The organism is Serratia sp. YWN4, from assembly GCF_055790845.1.
On record NZ_CM147696.1, the window covers coordinates 1,249,172 to 1,269,341 of the forward strand.

General features: G+C 54.9%; 20 protein-coding genes. 16 read left to right on the top strand and 4 right to left on the bottom strand.

Annotation, left to right across the window (positions count from 1 at the left end; all coding sequences use genetic code 11):
- The first annotated feature begins 81 nt into the window (after positions 1-81).
- From ACX9GT_RS05835 to araD, 5 genes are read left to right on the top strand one after another with little or no spacing between them, the layout of a single operon-like run.
- Complete coding sequence (locus tag ACX9GT_RS05835) at positions 82-1,572, top strand: sugar ABC transporter ATP-binding protein (RefSeq protein WP_473190235.1); 1,491 nt, start codon at positions 82-84, stop codon at positions 1,570-1,572.
- A complete protein-coding gene (locus tag ACX9GT_RS05840; RefSeq protein WP_473190236.1) occupies positions 1,569-2,558 on the top strand; it encodes an ABC transporter permease in 990 nt (329 codons plus the stop codon). The genes ACX9GT_RS05835 and ACX9GT_RS05840 overlap by 4 nt, the downstream gene beginning before the upstream one ends.
- 16 nt (positions 2,559-2,574) lie before the next feature.
- Positions 2,575-4,062, top strand: coding sequence for an FGGY-family carbohydrate kinase (locus ACX9GT_RS05845; protein WP_473190237.1), 1,488 nt, complete (start codon positions 2,575-2,577; stop codon positions 4,060-4,062).
- Positions 4,049-4,918, top strand: a complete 870-nt coding sequence (locus ACX9GT_RS05850; RefSeq protein ID WP_473190238.1) for an L-ribulose-5-phosphate 3-epimerase — start codon at positions 4,049-4,051, stop codon at positions 4,916-4,918. The genes ACX9GT_RS05845 and ACX9GT_RS05850 overlap by 14 nt, the downstream gene beginning before the upstream one ends.
- A complete protein-coding gene (gene araD / locus ACX9GT_RS05855) occupies positions 4,912-5,604 on the top strand; it encodes an L-ribulose-5-phosphate 4-epimerase (RefSeq protein WP_473190239.1) in 693 nt (230 codons plus the stop codon). The genes ACX9GT_RS05850 and araD overlap by 7 nt, the downstream gene beginning before the upstream one ends.
- Positions 5,605-5,641: 37 nt before the next feature.
- On the opposite strand, the gene ACX9GT_RS05860 is transcribed toward araD, so the two are convergent.
- The 4 genes from ACX9GT_RS05860 to ACX9GT_RS05875 form a co-directional block, all read right to left on the bottom strand.
- Positions 5,642-6,646 carry a LacI family DNA-binding transcriptional regulator gene (locus tag ACX9GT_RS05860; RefSeq protein WP_473190240.1) on the bottom strand — a complete coding sequence of 335 codons (1,005 nt, stop codon included), beginning with the start codon at positions 6,644-6,646 and terminating at the stop codon, positions 5,642-5,644.
- A 95-nt stretch (positions 6,647-6,741) separates the two neighbouring features.
- Positions 6,742-8,505: a gamma-glutamyltransferase gene (gene ggt, locus ACX9GT_RS05865; RefSeq protein WP_473190241.1), complete on the bottom strand. Its 1,764-nt coding sequence runs from the start codon at positions 8,503-8,505 to the stop codon at positions 6,742-6,744.
- A gap of 235 nt (positions 8,506-8,740) precedes the next feature.
- Positions 8,741-9,343, bottom strand: coding sequence for a peroxiredoxin C (locus tag ACX9GT_RS05870; RefSeq protein WP_459399662.1), 603 nt, complete (start codon positions 9,341-9,343; stop codon positions 8,741-8,743).
- Positions 9,344-9,572: 229 nt separating this feature from the next.
- Positions 9,573-10,154 carry an ACP phosphodiesterase gene (locus ACX9GT_RS05875; protein ID WP_473190242.1) on the bottom strand — a complete coding sequence of 194 codons (582 nt, stop codon included), beginning with the start codon at positions 10,152-10,154 and terminating at the stop codon, positions 9,573-9,575.
- A 121-nt stretch (positions 10,155-10,275) separates the two neighbouring features.
- On the opposite strand from ACX9GT_RS05875, the gene queA reads away from it, so the two are divergent.
- From queA to pgpA, 11 genes are all read left to right on the top strand, one after another.
- On the top strand, positions 10,276-11,346 hold the full coding sequence (gene queA / locus ACX9GT_RS05880) for a tRNA preQ1(34) S-adenosylmethionine ribosyltransferase-isomerase QueA (protein ID WP_473190243.1): 1,071 nt from the start codon (positions 10,276-10,278) through the stop codon (positions 11,344-11,346).
- Between the two features lie 78 nt (positions 11,347-11,424).
- Positions 11,425-12,549 carry a tRNA guanosine(34) transglycosylase Tgt gene (gene tgt, locus ACX9GT_RS05885; protein ID WP_459399659.1) on the top strand — a complete coding sequence of 375 codons (1,125 nt, stop codon included), beginning with the start codon at positions 11,425-11,427 and terminating at the stop codon, positions 12,547-12,549.
- A gap of 33 nt (positions 12,550-12,582) precedes the next feature.
- Complete coding sequence (gene yajC / locus ACX9GT_RS05890; RefSeq protein ID WP_004940391.1) at positions 12,583-12,915, top strand: preprotein translocase subunit YajC; 333 nt, start codon at positions 12,583-12,585, stop codon at positions 12,913-12,915.
- A gap of 25 nt (positions 12,916-12,940) precedes the next feature.
- Positions 12,941-14,788 carry a protein translocase subunit SecD gene (secD, locus tag ACX9GT_RS05895; RefSeq protein WP_473190244.1) on the top strand — a complete coding sequence of 616 codons (1,848 nt, stop codon included), beginning with the start codon at positions 12,941-12,943 and terminating at the stop codon, positions 14,786-14,788.
- A 10-nt stretch (positions 14,789-14,798) separates the two neighbouring features.
- Entirely contained in the window at positions 14,799-15,767 is a 969-nt protein-coding gene (secF, locus tag ACX9GT_RS05900; protein WP_473190245.1) for a protein translocase subunit SecF, read from the top strand.
- Between the two features lie 241 nt (positions 15,768-16,008).
- Positions 16,009-16,458: a transcriptional regulator NrdR gene (nrdR, locus tag ACX9GT_RS05905; RefSeq protein ID WP_037394689.1), complete on the top strand. Its 450-nt coding sequence runs from the start codon at positions 16,009-16,011 to the stop codon at positions 16,456-16,458.
- Positions 16,459-16,468: 10 nt separating this feature from the next.
- On the top strand, positions 16,469-17,584 hold the full coding sequence (ribD, locus tag ACX9GT_RS05910) for a bifunctional diaminohydroxyphosphoribosylaminopyrimidine deaminase/5-amino-6-(5-phosphoribosylamino)uracil reductase RibD (RefSeq protein ID WP_473190246.1): 1,116 nt from the start codon (positions 16,469-16,471) through the stop codon (positions 17,582-17,584).
- 111 nt (positions 17,585-17,695) lie between these two features.
- The gene (ribH, locus tag ACX9GT_RS05915; protein ID WP_459399655.1) at positions 17,696-18,166 is read left to right on the top strand and encodes a 6,7-dimethyl-8-ribityllumazine synthase; all 471 of its coding nucleotides are present in this window, start codon (positions 17,696-17,698) and stop codon (positions 18,164-18,166) included.
- 21 nt (positions 18,167-18,187) lie between these two features.
- On the top strand, positions 18,188-18,604 hold the full coding sequence (gene nusB, locus ACX9GT_RS05920) for a transcription antitermination factor NusB (protein ID WP_473190247.1): 417 nt from the start codon (positions 18,188-18,190) through the stop codon (positions 18,602-18,604).
- A 46-nt stretch (positions 18,605-18,650) separates the two neighbouring features.
- Entirely contained in the window at positions 18,651-19,637 is a 987-nt protein-coding gene (gene thiL / locus ACX9GT_RS05925; RefSeq protein WP_473190248.1) for a thiamine-phosphate kinase, read from the top strand.
- Positions 19,634-20,131 (top strand): phosphatidylglycerophosphatase A, encoded by a 498-nt coding sequence (pgpA, locus tag ACX9GT_RS05930; protein ID WP_473190249.1) that lies wholly within the window; start codon positions 19,634-19,636, stop codon positions 20,129-20,131. Before thiL ends, pgpA begins: the two co-directional genes overlap by 4 nt.
- Positions 20,132-20,170 lie beyond the last annotated feature (39 nt).

Consider the following 20,170-nt stretch of genomic DNA (forward strand, 5'->3'; position numbering starts at 1 on the left):
CCACTATGTGACTGGGGTGAGCGAGGAAAGCCAACGCACATGCAGCTTGAAGTATGACGGGTATACTCGGAGGAGTTTATCGTGACGGCATTATTAGAGTTAAAGCAGATTAAAAAATCCTTTCCGGGTGTGAAAGCATTGGACGGTATTGATCTCACTATTCAACCCGGCCAGATACATGCCTTGCTGGGGGAGAATGGTGCCGGTAAATCAACGCTGGTTAAAATCATGTGCGGCATTCATCAACCGGACTCCGGCGAAATAATTATCGAAGGTAACCAGCAGCGCTTCGATAATTACCGTCAGGCTATTGATGCCGGTGTGGGAATAATATTTCAGGAGTTCTCATTAATTCCTTACATGAACGCCATCGACAATATATTCCTCAATCGGGAAATCAAGAACCACTGGGGATTATTAGACCGAAAAGCCATGTGCAGAAAGGCCGAGTCGATATTCAAACGCCTGGCGGTGAATATCGATCTCGATTGCCCGGTTGAACAACTCAGCGTTGCTCAGCAGCAGTTTGTCGAGATTGCCAAAGCGCTGTCGCTGGATGCGCGCGTTTTGGTGTTGGACGAACCCACCGCTACGTTAACCCCCGGCGAAGCCGAGCACCTGTTCAGCGTAATGAACGATCTGAAATTGCTTGGCGTCGGCATGGTGTTTATTTCGCATCATCTGGACGAAATCTTCACCGTCTGCGACCAGATTACCGTGCTGCGCGATGGCACCTATGTGCAGACGTTGCCTACGGCTGCGGCCAACGTGGATGAACTGGTGAAGCTGATGGTTGGCCGCAAAATCGAGAACGCTTTTCCGCCGAAGCTGCACGCGGTAGACACCTCGGTACGCCTGTTGGAAGCCAGCATCCAGCGCAGCAAACAGCAGCAGGAAGATAATTTCCACCTGTTCAAAGGGGAAATTCTGGGCTTTGCCGGGTTAGTAGGCTCAGGCCGCACAGAAACGGTATCCGCATTGATTGGTGCAAGTGCTTGCTATCGCAAACGGGTCAGTCTTTGTGGGCAAAGCGTAACGCTGTGCAACCCGGCAGAGGCGCTGAAGCAAGGTATCGGTCTGCTGCCGGAAAGCCGCAAAACCGAAGGGTTGGTATTGCCGTTTTCCGTGGCTCAGAACATCACGCTGAATCGCCACGAGCGGTTCGGCACGATTTTTGTTAATGGCCGCAAAGACAACGCCAATGTGCAACGTTTGATCCGTGAAGTTGGGGTGAAAACGCCGGATCCGGATACGGCGGTTAACACCCTGAGTGGCGGTAATCAACAGAAAGTGGTCATTGCCCGCTGGCTGAACAATGACTGCAACATTCTTATCTTTGATGAGCCCACGCGGGGGATTGACGTTGGCGCGAAGTCTGAAATCTATCAGATGATGCAACAGCTCACGCAGGAAGGCATTTCTATCATCATGATTTCATCAGAGTTACCGGAAATTATCGGCGTTTGCGATCGCGTTCTGGTATTCCGCGCTGGCCACATCGTTGCCGAATTAGCCGGTGATGAAATCGAGTCTCACAACATCATGCTTCACGCGACCGGGAGTGCATTATGATCGGAATCGAACAGTCTCCAACTACCGGCTATGCCCCAAAGCAGAGCCTCGGCAAGCGCTGGGATAAATGGCTGCACCACCCTGCCGTGCTGCCATTTATCGGCTTTGTCATCCTGTTCTTATTGATGAGCCTGTTTAATGACAGCTTTCTTACGGTCAATAACCTGACCAACGTAGCGCGGCAGGTATCAATTAACGCCATTATCGCGGTGGGGATGACCTGCGCGATCCTCACCGGGGGGATCGATCTCTCGGTCGGGCCGGTGATGGCGCTGTCTGGCTCGATCGCCGCCGGATTGATGCTCGGTGGCGTCCCGATTCCGCTGGCGATGGTCGCTGCGCTGCTGATTGGCGCTCTGTTCGGCCTCGCTAACGGCGCGTGCATTGCTTATCTGCGCATGCCGCCGATCATCGTGACGCTGGCGTCGATGGGCATTGCCCGTGGTTTGGCGCTGCTGTACACCGGCGGCTATCCGATTTCCGGCCTGCCAGAGATGTTCTCCTTCTTCGGGCGCGGTGCGTTCCTGGGCATTCAGGTGCCGATCCTGATCATGGCCGGTGTGTATGTTCTGGCATGGCTGATGCTCAACCATCTGCCGTTCGGCCGCTATGTCTACGCCATTGGCGGCAACGAAGAGGCTGCCCGCCTGAGCGGCATTCGCGTATCTCGCTATAAGGTGTTGGTGTACGTGGTCAGCGGGGTTACTGCGGCGCTGGCCGGGTTGGTATTGACCTCGCGCCTGATGAGCGGGCAACCGAACGCCGGTGACGGCTTTGAGCTGGACGCCATCGCTGCCGTGGTGCTGGGCGGGGCGGCAATCTCCGGTGGCCGGGGCGCGATTATCGGCACCCTGGTCGGCGCGATGATGCTTGGCGTGCTGAACAACGGCCTCAACCTGATGAGCGTATCACCCTACATTCAGAACGTGGTTAAGGGCGGCATTATCCTCGCGGCCATTTACCTCAGTTCTAGCCGCCGTAAGTAACGGCAGGGGCACAGCGATGAGATATTTTCTGGGCGTTGATATTGGTGGCACCGTGATCAAGGCGGGGTTGTATTGCGCTAACGGTGAGGAAGTTGCCGTCGCGCAATGTGATGGTGAAGCCTTGTCCTTGCAGCCGGGCTTCAGCGAGCGCGAGATGGAAGCGTTATGGCGGGATTTTTGCTCCACTGTCCGCCAGGTGCTGCACAAGGCAGCGGTAAGCGGTGAGCAGGTGCGCGGCGTCAGTTTTTCGTCGCATGGTAAAGGGCTGTATGCGATTGATGCGCAGGGCAAGCCGGTACGCAACGGCATCGTTTCATCGGATACTCGCGCCGCTGCGATGGTCGCCGATTTGCAGCAGCAAGGGGTTGAAGAGATCGCTTATCCCCGCAGTTTGCAACCCATCTGGAGCAGCCATCCGGCGGTGCTACTGCGCTGGTTGAAGCAGCATGAGCCTGCGCAGTATGAAGCGATTGATGCGGTGCTGATGGCGCATGACTATCTGCGCTTTCGCTTGACCGGCGAGGTGGCGGCGGAGGTGACCAATATCTCCGGCAGCAACCTGTTTAATCAGCAGCTTGCGGACTACGATCCGCTGCTGATGGCGGCCTTTGGCATTGAGGAGGTGGCCGATAAAACCGCGCCGCTGTTGGGATCGGCCGAACTGGCCGGGCAGGTCACCGCCAGCGCCGCTGCGCAGTGTGGATTATCTGCCGGAACGGCGGTGTATGGCGGTTTATTTGATGTGGTGGGCGCTGCGCTCTGTTCCGGGGTTGTTGATGACCGCATTCTGAGCACGGTAGCGGGCACCTGGTCGATAGCCACCTGCGTGACCGAAAGCGTGATCCCCTCTGCGCATCCTTTCGCCTGGGGGCGTTACTGCATGGCGGACCGCTATTTTGTGCATGAAGGTAGCCCAACCTCTGCGGGCAATCTGGCCTGGTTCTTGCGCCAGTTTTGTGACAATGACCAGCAGCGTTATGCGCAATTCAACCGTTGGGTGGCTGAACGCAGCCAGCGACCCAGCGATATCGTGTTTTTACCCTACCTGTATGGCTCCAACCTCGGCAGCAATCTGCCCGGCGGGCTGATCGGCCTGGGGGGCCACCATGATATGGCCGATATTGTTCATGCGATTTATCAGGGCATCGTGTTCTCGCATCTGATCCATCAGGATCGCATGGTGGCGCTGAACCCCCGGGTGGAACGGATCCGTATGACCGGCGGCCCGACGCAGTCGGCTATCTGGATGCAGATGTTTGCCAACGCGGGCAATTTGCCGCTGGAGGTGGTGGATATTCAGCAAAGCGGCTGCCGCGCCGCCGCGCTCTGTGCCGCCGTGGGCGCGGGCGAATACGCCAGCTTTAGCGAAGCGGTGCAGGTGGTTCAGCCTGAATTACACACCTATTTCCCCGATGCGGCCGCCAACCGGCGTTTACGCGATCGCTTTGCGGGCTATCTGGCGATCGCCCAGGCATTAAGTGAGGTCAATAATGCAAACCACTAACACCCTGTGCCTGGGGCTGTATGAGAAAGCCTTACCGGCACAGCTTGATTGGGCGCAACGGCTGGATATCGCCAGTGAGCTGGGCTTTCAGTTTATGGAAATCTCCATTGATGAGCAGCCCGAACGCCAGCAGCGTTTGGACTGGGATCGTCAACAGCGTTTAGCGCTGATTAACGCCCGCTTTAACAGCGGTATCGCGTTGCCCAGCATGTGTTTGTCCGCACACCGGCGTTACCCGTTTGGCAGCGCCGAGGCGGCCACTCGTCAGCAGGCGCGGGTGTTGATGGAAAAGGCGCTGGAGTTTGCGGTGGACCTCGGCATCCGGAATATTCAACTGGCGGGCTATGACGTCTATTACGAAAGTTCAGATCGCCATTCGCGTCAGCGTTTTATCGAAGGTATGCAGTGGGCGGTCGCGCTGGCGGCCAAAGCGCAGGTAATGCTCTCGGTGGAGATCATGGATACCCCCTTTATCAACAGCATCAGCAAATGGCGTGAATTCTCGCGGCAGATTGCCAGCCCGTGGTTCACCGTTTATCCCGACATCGGCAACCTGAGCGCCTGGGGCAACGATGTGGCTTTTGAGCTGGAACAGGGCATCGATAAGATCACCGCCATCCATTTGAAAGACACTTTAGCGGTGGCACCCGGCGCGACGGGGCAGTTTCGCGATGTGCCTTTTGGCAGCGGCTGCGTCGACTTTGCCCATACCTTTGCCGTGTTAAACCGGCTGAACTATCAGGGGCCGTTCCTGCTGGAAATGTGGGCGCGTAACGATGGTGAAGATAAGCAACACATCGCTCAGGCCAAACGCTGGATTGAGCAACAGCGGCAAATAGGGGGCATGACATGTTAAGTGAACTGAAACAGCAGGTGCTGGCGGCGAACCTTAGCCTGCCTGGCTACGGGTTGGTGACTTTTACCTGGGGGAATGTGTCGGCGATCGATCGCCAACGGGGGTTGGTGGTGATCAAACCTTCGGGGATCGCCTATGAAGCGATGACGCTGGCCGATCTGGTCGTGGTGGATTTGAACGGCGTGGTGCAGGAAGGGCAGCGCAAACCCTCTTCCGATACCGATACCCATCTGGCGCTGTATCGCGCATTCCCGCATATCGGCGGTATTGTGCATACCCATAGCCGTAACGCCACCATCTGGGCGCAGGCCGGGCAGCCGATCCCGGCGTTGGGTACCACCCATGCCGACTATTTTTATGGCGATATTCCCTGCACGCGGCCAATGAGTGAGGCAGAAATTGCCAGTGACTACGAGCGGGAAACCGGCAATGTGATCGTTGAGACTTTCCAGCTTACCGATCGCGATCCACAACAGGTGCCGGGGGTGCTGGTCTATTCGCATGGCCCGTTCGCCTGGGGGAAAACGGCGGCCGATGCGGTACACAATGCGGTTGTCATGGAGGAAGTCGCCGCCATGGCGATGGCTACGCGGCAGTTGGCACCGGCGATCTCACCCATGCAGCCGGTTTTATTGGATAAACACTTTCTGCGCAAACACGGTAAAAATGCCTACTACGGGCAGTAGGAACTCGCAGGTTGCCGTCACCACGGCAACCTGACTTTTATTTAACCAGTAATTTCCCAGTAAAAAACTCACGCCTGAGAGGTTGATCGTTAGGGGTCTCTTTAATGGCATTGAACAGCAGTTCTGCGGCTATTTCCCCCAACATTTGCGTGTCATGATAAACCCCGGCGATCTGTAAACCGTAATCACAGGCTTTGGGTGGCTCATCAATCGAAAAGAATTTTATCCGATCATAAATATTAAGCTGGTGGCAGAGTGAAATGGCACCGAGCGTAATAATGCCATTCAGGCCGACAATATAGTGCGGCTGGTTTTGCGCATCAGCAAGATACTCTTTTACCTGTGCCACCTGTGAAATAAAATCATAGTCACCATTAATGATGGTGATTTCACTATTTCTGTTTGCCAACGCATCGATAATTCCCTGGATTCGCGTCAGGGTAATTTCTGAATCAGCGGGGCCGCCGAGAATAAGAATTTTACTGTCTGGCTGCTCGGCGAGGTATTTCCCAGCCAGGTTACCGATTTCCCGGTTATTGAGAAACACACCGCTCAGCTTCTGGTTATAGATATCGCGGTCAATCAGGATCAATGGGGTGTGATAGCGCTCGGCCTGGTTCAGGTAGGCGGGTTGATAGTGTTTATCATCGCGTACGGCAGATAACAGAATGCCGCGTGCTTTATAACCAAACAGCGCCTGGATCGCCTGCATTTCTGCCACTTCACTGCCGTCGGTATCAAACAGCATAATCTGATAGCCCTGCTGGCGGGCAATACGCGATACGGTTTGAATTAAGTTGGAATAAAACGGGTTATATAAACTGCTGGTGACAATACCAATAATCTGACTGCTGCTTTTTTTTAATCCCTGAGCAAAAGCATTGGGAACGTAATTAAGCTCTTTGGCGATAGCATGGATTTTTTCAAGCGTCTCCGGCTTTAATAATTCAGGTTTATTAAAAGCGCGGGAAACAGTGATATTAGTCACGTTAGCTCGGCGGGCAATATCTACAATAGTCGCATTTGAGTTTGCTTTCGACACCGTCAATCCTTGCTTTATGCATCAACAGAACTCCATTGTAGGGAAGCAACCTACAGGATGCCAGGCGAACTTTGCCGCCTGGCGGTCACTGGAAATCAGTATCCCACGGCTGAACCGGCCGGGCGGCGCACGTCGTTGGCGCCATACAGGTAACCTTCGCGCACTTTGCCGGAAACGGCGGAATCATTACCGGAGTTGGCCGGGGCAACACCGGCGGCACCCGGTAAGCCCACCAGAATCAGCTCGGCGGCGCCCCAAGGGTTCTGCTCAACCATCTTGTACCCCATCTCGTGCAGAATTTTCAGCGTATCGGCGGACACGCCGCGCTGTTCGTAATACACCTCATCTGGCAGCCACTGATGGTGAATACGCGGGGCATCGACCGCTTCCTGCGGTGCCATGCCGTGGTCGATGACGTTCAACGCGGTTTGCAGCGTGATGGTGATGATGCGTGAACCGCCCGGTGAACCGAGCACCATAAAGATTTTGTTGTCTTTGGTCACCAGCGTCGGGCTCATCGAAGATAGTGGGCGCTTACCGGGGGCGATGGCGTTTGCCGTGCCCTGTACCAAACCGTAAAGGTTTTTCTCGCCCAGTTTGACGGTAAAATCATCCATTTCATCATTGAGGAAGAAACCGGTGCCCGGGGCGATCACCACCGCACCGAAACGGCCATTGACGGTGTAGGTGGTAGACACCGCATTCCCTTGGTTATCGACGATGGAATAGTGGGTGGTTTCCGGTTTTTCGTGCGGTTCCATACCGGGCTGCACATTTTCAGAAGGCGTCGCTTTATTGGCCACAATCTGCTTGCGGATCTGCTCGGCGTAGCTCTTGCTCACCAGCCGATCGAGCGGATTATTGATAAACGCCGGATCGCCGAGGTAGGTATTACGGTCCATATAGGCATGGCGCATGGCTTCGGTCATGGTGTGGATCGCCGCCGCCGAGTTAAAGCCCATGCTCTTCAGATCGTAACCTTCGACAATATTTAGCGTTTCGCACAGCGTCACGCCGCCGGAGCTGGGCGGTGGTGCGGAAACGAATTTATAGCCGCGGTAGCTGCAAGTGATCGGGGCGCTTTCGGTGACTTTATAGCTGGCAAAATCGGCCGCCGTCAGGATCCCACCGCCTTGTTTGGCTGCGGCTTCCACCGCCTGCGGGATTTTGCCCAGATAGAAGGCTGACGGGCCTTGTTTAGCGATCGCCTCCAGCGTATTGGCCAGATCGGTTTGCACTAACAGATCGCCCGGTTGCAGCGGTGAGCCATCTTTACGCAGGAAGATTTTCTCTGCCTCTGGATCCTGCTTGAAGTGGGCGATGGTGGTGTCGAGAATATCGGTGTCGGCCCGCGTCAGGATAAAGCCTTCGCGCGCCAGCTTGATTGCCGGTGCGAGCACTTGCTCACGGCTCAATTTGCCGTATTTCTCGCGTGCGGTTTCCATCCCCAGCACCGTGCCTGGCACACCAGAAGCCAGATAGCCGTATAGGCTGGCGTCTTTTTTTACCTTGCCGTCGGCATTCAAATACATATCGGCACTGGCGGCGGCTGGGGCGGTTTCGCGGAAGTTGATAAAGGTATCGGTGCCATCGGCCAAGTGTACGGTCATAAAGCCGCCGCCACCGATATTGCCGCAGCAAGGGTTAACCACCGCCTGGGCGTAACCCACAGCCACTGCGGCATCCACCGCATTGCCACCCATCTTGAGAATATCCACGCCGACCTGTGAGGCCAGATGTTGCGATGTCACGACCATGCCATTCTTGGCTTCTACCGCCGGATTGGAAGCGGCGTACAGGTTGCAGCTGACCAGCAAGGCCGCCAAGGTCAGTGGTTGACTCCATTTTTGCAAAAACATAACGACTCCTGTTTATCCTGTCAGGTTTTTTATAGTGATTGATGTACCTGTCTGTAAAGCAAAGAGCAGGCCAACGTATTGATAATAGTTACGGAGCAGGGACGGAGCGGAAGGCAGAGTCTAAAATGTGAAGCGAAACAGGGGAATATTGCACAAATGAGGGCAGGTGCACTAAAAGCAGGCATAAAAAAACCGGCCAGCAGGGCTGACCGGTTCGCACGCACGCAAGCTGAAATTACAGCTTGGAAGCGTTCTCAGACAGGTATTTAGCTACGCCGTCTGGAGAGGCACCCATACCTGCTTTACCTTTTTCCCACTGAGCTGGGCATACTTCGCCGTGCTCTTCGTGGAATTGCAGTGCGTCGACGGTACGGATCATTTCGTCGATATTACGGCCGATTGGCAGGTCGTTAACGATCTGCGAACGTACGATGCCGTTTTTGTCGATCAGGAAAGAACCACGCAATGCCACACCCGCGTCTGGATGTTCGATGCCGTAAGCTTTCTGAATTTCGCGCTTAACGTCAGCAACCATGGCGTATTTCACTTCACCGATGCCGCCTTTGTCGACAGGGGTTTTACGCCATGCGTTGTGGACGAATTCTGAGTCGAAGGAAACGCCTACAACTTCAACGCCGCGCTTCTGGAATTCTTCATAACGGTGATCGAAAGCGATCAGCTCAGAAGGACATACGAAGGTGAAGTCCATCGGCCAGAAGAAGACTACGGCTGGTTTGCCGTTCAGGTGCTTCTTCAGGTTGAAGTTTTCAACGATTTCGCCGTTGCCCAGTACGGCAGCAGCGGTGAAGTCAGGGGCTTGACGAGTTACCAGGACCATAATTACTCCTGTAATAGTTGTTAGGGGGTTGATGTAAAAGCAAGAGCCAGTATAGGGGCCGTGACTCGGTGAATAAAGGGTAAATGACCAATCGATGAGATAGCTTTTACCTATCAAACCGAGAGATTAAATTTAGCAAGTTTTAAAAATAACCTTTTCGCATAAAAGGGCAAGCGTTAAAAGACAATTTCTTGTGATCCTGCGTGCTGTATAGCATTTAGGCAGCGGATTACAGCGCCTTGTTTTTCGCCTGTTGCATAATCTGCGGGTAAAACTGCCAGAAGTGTGTTTCAAGCTGATGATAATGGCGCTCCACGTCGGCAAAAGAACCCGCCAGAGCACCCAGGCGCGGGCGGCGGCTAGCCATGCCTTGTAACACCATCGCGATAAACGGCAGTTCGGCATAGCGCTCCAGCCAGCGTTCCGGCCAGAGGTAATGGTTCAGATTCTGGAAGCGTGCAGGCGTCAGCGGCAGATGCGGCATAATCTGGCCACGTGCTTCCTGAGTGAAGCTATGCAGGCTGTGGGTGGGTTCAAGCTGCTGCCAGTGGCGCGCCAGAAAGTGATCCCACACCACATCGAGCGTAATCGGCGCAACGCGGCGGAATTCGGCGCTGAAATAGTCTCGGCAAGCCCGGACTTCAGGCAAGGTATCGGTCAGCACGTCGACGCGGCGGTGCATCATAATGCCAGCAACCACCTCGGGATCGTAGTCCCCGGCAGGGTTGCCACGCACGAAATCGGCCAGTAGGTTGCCCAGTAACGAGCTTTCGGCAAGCTGGGCCAGATGGAGATGAGCAAGAAAATTCATTTGGCAACTATAACGCAAGTTATGCAATGCCTCCTTATTTCTTGCTGCTGGCCGCTTGCGGCTTTAGACTGTACCGCCTGTTTTTCCCCAATTTAGCTATATATTGAAGAAGTGAATACCCATGCGCGTCGCCGATTTTTCTTTTGAACTCCCCGAGTCTTTGATTGCCCACTATCCACAGCCGGAGCGTAGCGCTTGTCGTTTGCTGCAACTGGACGGGCCGACCGGAACCTTGACGCACGGCGTATTCACCGATCTGCTGGATAACCTGGAAGCTGGCGATCTGCTGGTGTTCAACAACACCCGGGTGATCCCGGCGCGCCTGTTTGGCCGCAAGGTCAGCGGTGGCAAGATTGAAGTGCTGGTGGAGCGGGTGCTGGACGATCACCGCGTGCTGGCGCACGTGCGGGCATCCAAAGCGCCGAAACCCGGTGCTGAACTGCTGCTGGGCGACGATGAAAGCATTGCCGCTACTATGGTTGCTCGCCATGACACGCTGTTTGAACTGCGTTTCAATGACGATCGTGACGTTTTCACTATCCTCAACGCGGTTGGCCATATGCCATTGCCGCCGTATATCGATCGCCCGGATGAAGATGCCGATCGCGAACTGTATCAGACCGTCTACAGCGAAAAACCGGGTGCCGTTGCGGCACCTACCGCCGGGTTGCACTTCGACGAGCCGCTGCTGGCGGCGCTGCGTGCCAAGGGCGTTGAAATGGCGTTTGTCACGCTGCACGTCGGCGCTGGCACCTTCCAGCCGGTGCGGGTGGAAACCATCGAAGAACACGTGATGCATGCGGAATACGCCGAAGTGCCGCAGGAAGTGGTAGATGCCGTGTTGGCCTGTAAAGCGCGTGGCAAACGCGTGGTGGCAGTGGGTACTACCTCGGTGCGTTCGTTGGAAAGCGCCGCCAAGGCCTGCCAAGGTGCGTTGATTGCCCCGTTTTTTGGTGATACCCAAATCTTTATCTATCCCGGCTACCATTATCAGGTGATTGATGCGCTGGTGACCAATTTCCACCTGCCGGAATCGACGCTGATCATGCTGGTTTCTGCCTTTGCTGGCTATAAGAACACCATGAATGCCTATCAGCAGGCGGTGGCCGAGCAGTACCGCTTTTTCAGCTACGGTGATGCGATGTTGATCAGCCGTAATCCGCAGGCGGAAAACGAATCCGTCGGCGAGTGAAGATGAATCCCTGGGTTACGCGCACCGCGTGGCCCTGTTTTAATGTCATCGGACTGTTTTTCCGGTGCTGGAGGTTTTGTGAAGTACGAATTACAAACAACCGATGGTCGTGCTCGCCGTGGCCGCCTGGTCTTTGAGCGTGGCGTAGTGGAAACCCCGGCCTTTATGCCGGTGGGCACCTACGGCACGGTCAAAGGTATGACGCCGGAAGAAGTGAAAGAAACCGGCGCGCAGATCCTGCTGGGTAACACCTTCCACCTGTGGCTGCGCCCCGGGCAGGAGATCATGAAACTGCACGGCGATCTGCATGATTTTATGCAGTGGCACGGCCCGATCCTGACCGACTCCGGCGGTTTCCAGGTGTTCAGCCTGGGAGCGATGCGCAAGATCAAAGAGGAAGGCGTCTATTTCCGTAACCCGATTAACGGCGATAAAGTGTTCCTCAGCCCGGAAAAATCGATGGAAATCCAGTATGACCTGGGGTCTGACATCGTCATGATTTTCGATGAGTGTACGCCTTACCCGGCCGATTGGGACTACGCCAAGCGCTCGATGGAAATGTCGTTGCGCTGGGCGCAGCGCAGCCGTCAGCGTTTTGATGAATTGAATAATAAGAATGCTTTGTTCGGCATTATTCAGGGCGGGGTTTACGAAGATTTACGTGATGTTTCAGTAAAAGGGCTGGTGGATATCGGCTTTGATGGTTACGCTGTGGGCGGCTTGGCGGTCGGTGAGCCAAAAGAGGATATGCATCGCATTCTCGAACATGTTTGCCCGCAAATTCCGGAAGATAAGCCACGCTATCTGATGGGGGTTGGCAAGCCGGAAGATCTGGTAGAAGGTGTGCGTCGCGGTATCGATATGTTCGACTGCGTGATGCCAACGCGTAATGCCCGTAACGGCCATTTGTTCGTGACTGACGGTGTGGTAAAAATCCGTAATGCCAAGCACAAGGATGATACTTCTACGCTGGACAAAGACTGTGATTGCTATACCTGCCGCCATTACAGCCGCGCCTACTTGCATCATCTCGATCGCTGCAACGAAATATTAGGTGCCCGATTGAACACAATTCATAACCTGCGATACTACCAGCGCTTAATGGCGGGTTTACGCCAGGCTATTGAAGAGAGTAAATTAGAGCTGTTTGTTGCAGATTTTTATGAGCGGATCGGTAAGCCGGTTCCATCTTTAACTGCTTGATTCAATAATTAATAACTTAATGAGGGATTTTCAATGAGCTTTTTCATTTCTGACGCCGTCGCATCCGCAGGGGCTCCGGCTCAGGGAAGCCCGTACTCTCTGATCATTATGCTGGTGGTATTTGGTCTGATTTTCTATTTCATGATCCTGCGTCCACAGCAGAAACGCGCTAAAGATCACAAGAAACTGATGGACTCCATCGGCAAAGGTGATGAAGTGTTGACCACCGGTGGCCTGATTGGCCGCGTCACCAAAGTGGCTGACACCGGTATCATTGCCATTGCGCTGAATGACACCACGGAAGTGATGATCAAGCGTGACTTCGTGGCGGCCGTTCTGCCGAAAGGTACTATGAAGGCCCTGTAATTTTGTTTTCCCTAAGGGAACTGCCGTGCTAAACCGTTATCCTTTGTGGAAGTATCTGATGTTGATCGTCGTGATCCTCGTCGGTCTGCTTTATGCACTTCCCAACATTTACGGTGAGGATCCGGCCGTACAAATCACTGGCGCGCGCGGTGTCGCCGCCAGTGAAGCTACGCTGGACCAAGTCCGTAACGTATTAGAAAAAGATAATATTGCGAGCAAGTCGATTGCGCTGGAAAACGGCGCTATCCTGGCTCGCTTTAAAGATCCTGACGTTCAGCTGCGCGCCCGTGAAGCCTTGATGGCGGAATTGGGTGATAAATATGTTGTGGCGCTGAACCTTGCTCCGGCAACGCCAACCTGGCTGCGGCTGCTGAACGCAGAGCCGATGAAACTGGGTCTGGACTTACGTGGTGGTGTGCACTTCCTGATGGAAGTTGACATGGACACCGCGCTTGGCAAGTTGCAAGAACAAACCATGGATACCCTGCGCAGCGAACTGCGTGAAAAGGGCATTCCCTATGCTGCGATCCGCAAGCTGGAAAACAACGGTGTAGAAGTCCGCTTCCGCGACGATGCTGCGCGCGATCAGGCGATCGGCTTCATGACCCCACGGCAGCGCGATCTGGTGTTTTCAGCCAATGGCACCAACACGCTGAAAGCGACGATGACCGATGCTCGTCTGAGCGAAGCGCGTGAGTATGCGGTGCAGCAGAACATCACCATCCTGCGTAACCGTGTCAACCAGCTCGGCGTTGCCGAACCTTTGGTACAGCGCCAGGGTTCTGACCGCATCGTGGTCGAACTGCCAGGTATTCAGGATACGGCACGTGCCAAAGAGATCCTGGGGGCGACCGCGACGCTGGAATTCCGCCTGGTGAACACCAACGCGGATGCCACCGCAGCAGCAAACGGCCGCGTACCGGGTGACTCCGAGGTGAAATTCACGCGTGATGGCAAGCCGATCGTGCTGTATAAGCGCGTGATCCTCACCGGTGACCACATCACTGACTCCACTTCCAGCACCGACGAATACAACCAGCCGCAGGTTAACATCTCGCTGGACAGTGCCGGTGGCACCGCGATGTCTAACTTCACCAAGGATAGTATCGGTAAACCGATGGCGACCCTGTTTGTGGAGTACAAAGACAGCGGCAAGAAAGACGCCAACGGCCGTTCGATTCTGGTGAAGCAGGAAGAAGTGATCAACGTGGCGAATATTCAGTCGCGTTTGGGCAACAGCTTCCGTATCACCGGCATCGACAATCCGAACGAAGCTCGTCAGCTTTCGCTGCTGCTGCGTGCCGGTGCGTTGATTGCGCCTATCCAGATCGTGGAAGAGCGGACTATCGGCCCAACGCTGGGTCAGCAGAACATCACCCAGGGTCTTGAGGCTTGTCTGTGGGGTCTGGTGGCATCCATCGTGTTTATGGTGGTCTGGTACCGCAAGTTTGGCCTGATTGCCTCAAGCGCGCTGATGGCTAACCTGGTCTTGATTGTCGGCGTGATGTCGCTGTTGCCGGGCGCAACGCTGACGATGCCGGGGATTGCCGGGATCGTGCTGACGCTGGCGGTGGCGGTCGACGCCAACGTACTGATCAACGAACGTATCAAGGAGGAACTGAAGAATGGACGATCCATTCAGCAGGCGATCCATGAAGGCTATAAAGGCGCGTTCTCCAGTATCGTTGATGCCAACGTCACTACCCTGATTACCGCGATCATTCTGTACGCAGTGGGTACCGGTTCGATTAAGGGCTTTGCAATTACCACCGCAATCGGTGTGGCGACGTCCATGTTCACCGCGATTGTCGGTACCCGTGCCATCGTCAACCTGCTTTACGGCGGCAAGCGCATTAACAAGCTGTCTATCTGAGGAGTGCGTTGTGGCACAGGATTATACTGTTGAACAACTCAACTACGGCCGTAAAGTCTATGACTTTATGCGCTGGGATTACGTGGCCTTCGGCATCTCATTGCTGCTGCTGATCGCGTCTATCGCCATTATGTCCGTTCGTGGTTTTAACTGGGGCCTGGATTTCACCGGTGGTACGGTGATTGAAATCAACCTGGAGAAACCGGCGAATCTGGATCTGATGCGCGATACGCTGGAAAAAGCCGGGTTCAAAGATCCGATTATTCAGAACTTTGGCAGCAGCCGTGACGTGATGGTGCGTATGCCACCCGCGACCGGTACCGCAGGCCAGGAACTGGGTAATAAAGTGATCGGCGTGATCAACGAGGCCGTTGACAAGAATGCGACCGTCAAGCGTATCGAATTCGTTGGCCCGAGCGTAGGGAGCGAGTTGGCACAAACCGGCGGCATGGCGCTGCTGGTGGCGTTGATTTGTATCCTGATTTACGTTGGCTTCCGCTTCGAATGGCGTTTGGCGTTGGGGGCGGTTATCGCTCTGGCGCACGACGTGGTCATCACTATGGGCGTGCTGTCGCTGTTCCATATTGAGATTGACCTGACGATTGTCGCTTCCTTGATGTCGGTTATCGGTTACTCGCTGAACGACAGTATCGTGGTTTCCGACCGTATTCGTGAGAACTTCCGCAAGATCCGCCGCGGAACGCCTTACGAGATCATGAACGTGTCGCTGACCCAGACGCTGAGCCGTACCATCATGACTTCCGCTACCACGTTGATGGTGGTTCTGATGCTGTACATCTTCGGCGGCGCGATGTTGCAGGGCTTCTCACTCACCATGCTGATCGGTGTGTCCATCGGTACCGTATCCTCTATCTACGTGGCGTCCGCGCTGGCGTTGAAACTGGGTATGAAACGTGAACACATGCTACAGCAGAAAGTGGAGAAAGAGGGCGCAGACCAGCCTTCGATCCTGCCGTAATGCTAATCTGCTGTACGTTCAGCTGAATAGAAAGAGCGCCATTTGGCGCTCTTTCTTTATCTGTCTGCGGGGCCAAACATTATGCGAGGGTCACTGCGTCACCGCCTTCCAGCAACTCGAATCATTTAGGGCATAGGCTCATTCGTGGCAATGGCTCGCAACAAATATCCGCTGGCCTTTGTTGTGGCCCAACTTCGGGGTAAACTGTTCTTAACTATGAAAACGTTTATCAGGACGAGTTATGCATTGCCCTTTCTGCGCTGCCGTTGATACCAAAGTTATTGATTCTCGCCTGGTGGGGGATGGATCGCAGGTGCGCCGTCGTCGCCAATGTCTGGTTTGTAACGAACGTTTTACCACTTTCGAAGTGGCCGAACTGGTGATGCCGCGAGTGGTTAAAAGCGATGAGGTCCGTGAACCCTTCAACGAAGATAAACTGCGCCGTGGCATGCTGAAAGCGCTGGAAAAGCGCCCTGTCAGCGCTGACGACGTAGAAAGTGCCATCAGCCATATCAAATCCCAGTTGCGTGCTACCGGTGAACGTGAAGTCCCCACCAAAATGGTCGGCAATCTGGTGATGGATGAGTTGAAAAAGCTGGATAAAGTGGCCTACATCCGTTTTGCTTCGGTGTACCGCAGTTTTGAAGATATCCGTGAATTCGGCGAAGAAATTGCCAAGTTGCAGGATTAACAGGATCCGCATGCATAACGATGAGTTTTACATGGCACGCGCCTTTGAACTGGCGCGGTTAGGGCGCTTCACTACCACACCTAATCCCAACGTAGGCTGCGTGATCGTGCGCGATGGCAACATTGTGGGAGAAGGTTACCATTTACGCGCTGGCGAACCCCACGCAGAAGTTCATGCCTTGCGTATGGCGGGTGAACAGGCGCGTGGTGCCACGGCTTATGTGACGCTTGAGCCTTGCAGCCATCATGGCCGCACGCCGCCCTGCGCCGATGCTCTGGTTGCTGCGGGCGTCAGCCGCGTGGTGGCAGCGATGCAGGATCCTAATCCGCAGGTGGCCGGTCGCGGGCTGTATAAACTTCAGCAGGCCGGTGTCGAGGTTCATCATGGTGTGATGCTGGCAGAGGCCGAAGCGGTCAATCTGGGCTTTTTGAAGCGTATGCGTACCGGGTTCCCCTATGTGCAGTTGAAGTTAGGGGCGTCACTGGATGGCCGCACGGCGATGGCATCTGGCGAAAGCCAGTGGATCACCTCTCCGCAGGCCAGGCAGGACGTGCAGCGTTTGCGGGCTGAAAGCTCGGCAATCCTCAGCACCCGCGCCACCGTGCTGGCGGATGATCCTGCATTGACGGTACGTTGGGATGAGCTGGATAGTGCAACCCGGCTGATTTACCCGCGTGAAAACCTGCGGCAGCCGGTGCGGATTATCCTCGACAGCCAAAACCGGGTCACACCACAACATCGGTTGATACAACAGCCGGGATCAACCTGGCTGGCACGCCTGCAACCGGACGATCAGAGCTGGCCGCAGGGCGTTGAGCAATTGCAATTCCCTGCACTGGGTGGCGGTATCGATCTGGTGGTGATGATGATGCAACTGGCCAAACGCCAGGTGAATTCCATTTGGGTTGAAGCCGGTGCCAAACTGGCGGGTGCCCTGCTGCAATCAGGGCTGGTGGATGAGCTTATTTTGTACGTTGCACCAAAATTGCTGGGCGACAGTGGCCGTGGCCTGTGCCAGTTACCGGGGTTGGAGCAACTGGCCGATGCGCCGGAATTTGTCTTCAGCGAAGTGCGCCAGATCGGCCCCGATCTGCGCCTGCGTTTGAAAGCCAAACCTCAAATATGATCTTCGCCTGCCGTGCGGCCAAGGTTTTAAAAAACCGCCGCGCAGGCAGGTAAAGAATATGATAGAATCCGCCCCCCTGCGGGGTATTGAACCCATTTTTAAGGAAAGCCCATGAAAGTTATCGAAGGTGTTGTTGCTACTCCTAATGCCCGTGTGGCGATCGCAATTGCACGTTTTAACAATTTCATCAACGACAGCCTGCTGCAAGGTGCCATTGATGCGCTGAAGCGTATTGGCCAGGTTGCAGATGACAACATCACCGTTGTCTGGGTTCCAGGCGCTTACGAGCTGCCGTTGACCGCACGCGTGCTGGCGAATACCGGCAAATACGATGCGGTGATTGCGCTGGGCACCGTGATCCGTGGGGGCACCGCGCACTTCGAGTATGTGGCGGGTGAAGCCAGTTCTGGCCTGGGTAATGTTTCGCTGAATAGCGAGATCCCGGTTGCCTTTGGCGTTCTGACCACCGAGAGCATCGAACAAGCGATCGAGCGTGCCGGTACCAAAGCGGGCAACAAAGGTGCAGAAGCTGCCCTGACCGCACTTGAAATGATCAATGTAATCAAAGCTATTAAAGCCTGAATTTAGTCTAAGGGGAATTCCGTGAAACCTGCTGCTCGTCGCCGCGCTCGTGAGTGCGCTGTTCAAGCGCTTTACTCTTGGCAGTTGTCTAGAAATGACATTGCCGATGTTGAACACCAGTTCCTGACGGAGCAGGATGTCAAAGATGTTGACATCGCCTATTTTCGTGCGTTGCTGTCCGGTGTGGCAGTGAATGCAGGTATGTTGGATGACCTGATGGCTCCGTACCTGTCACGCCAGCTCGATGAATTGGGCCAGGTGGAAAAAGCCGTCCTGCGCATTGCGCTGTTCGAGCTGAAAATGCGTGAAGACGTCCCTTACAAAGTGGCTATCAACGAAGCGATCGAACTGGCGAAAACCTTCGGCGCTGAAGACAGCCATAAGTTTGTGAATGGGGTGCTGGATAAAGCGGCACCTAGCATCCGCAAGAAAAAATAAAATTTAAGGCCGGTTTTCCGGCCTTAGTTTCATTGGAATATTGACCATGGCATGCGGCGAATTTGACCTCATTGCCCGCTATTTTGACCGGTTTAAGAGTCTGCGCCGGGACGTACAGTTGGGCATTGGAGATGACTGCGCACTCCTGACAGTGGCAGAGAAACAGCTTTTAGCCATCAGTACCGACACCTTGGTTTCAGGTGTTCACTTCTTGGCGGATATCGATCCGGCCGATCTCGGCTACAAAGCATTGGCAGTTAACCTGAGCGACCTGGCAGCCATGGGTGCCGATCCGGCGTGGCTATCGCTGGCGCTGACGCTGCCCGAGGTTAACGAAGCCTGGCTCAAAGCCTTTAGCGACAGCCTGTTCGAACAGTTAAATTACTACGGCATGCAGCTGATCGGTGGCGACACCACCCGTGGCCCGCTGAGCATGACCTTGACCATCAACGGCCTGATCCCGGCTGGGCGCGCGTTGACGCGTGCTGGTGCGCGTATCGGCGACTGGATTTACGTGACCGGTATGCTGGGTGATAGCGCCGCTGGGCTGGCGATCCTACAGGATCGTTTGTCGGTCGATAATCAGGTGGCTCGTGAATATCTGCTGAAACGCCATCTGCGCCCGCAGCCACGCGTGTTGCAGGGCCAGGCGTTACGCGATCTGGCCAGTTCGGCGATCGACATCTCCGACGGCCTGATTTCAGATTTGCAGCACGTGCTGAAAGCCAGCGAATGTGGTGCGCGCATCGAGTTGGACGAACTGCCCATGTCGCAAGCGTTAACCGGCAATACCGATGCCGAGCAGGCGCTGCGTTGGGCGCTGACCGGTGGTGAAGACTATGAGCTATGCTTTACCGTACCGGAAATCAATCGCGGGGCGTTGGAAGTGGCGTTAAGCCACTTGGGCGCGGATTATACCTGCATCGGCCAGATTGGCCCGAGTTCCGAAGGCATGAAGTTCTACCGTGACAACCAAGAGATTACGCTGCCATGGAAAGGTTTTGATCACTTCACCGCAGAGCCAACCCTATGAAAGATGAAGCAAAAAGCCGGTTGCGCATGAGCAATCCGTGGCACCTGCTGGCGACCGGTTTTGGCAGCGGGCTTTCGCCGATCATGCCGGGAACCATGGGGTCGCTGGCGGCGATCCCATTCTGGCTGTTGCTGATTCAACTGCCGTGGCAGCTCTATTCGCTGCTGGTGATGCTCAGTATCTGCATTGGTGTCTATTTGTGTCACCGTACCGCGAAAGACATGCGGGTTCACGATCACGGCAGCATCGTCTGGGATGAGTTCGTCGGGATGTGGATTACCCTGATGGCGTTGCCAGTCAACAGTTGGCAATGGGTGGCTGCCGGGTTTGTGGTGTTCCGTATTCTGGATATCTGGAAACCCTGGCCGATCCGCTGGTTTGACCGCAACGTGCACGGCGGTACCGGGATCATGGTCGATGATATTGTTGCCGGGGTGCTCTCTGCCGGTATTATTTATCTGATTGGTTATTATTGGCCGGTTGTGCCGATTTGACCTTGATTCAGCGGAGCCAAAAATCGTTGGCTCCGCTGG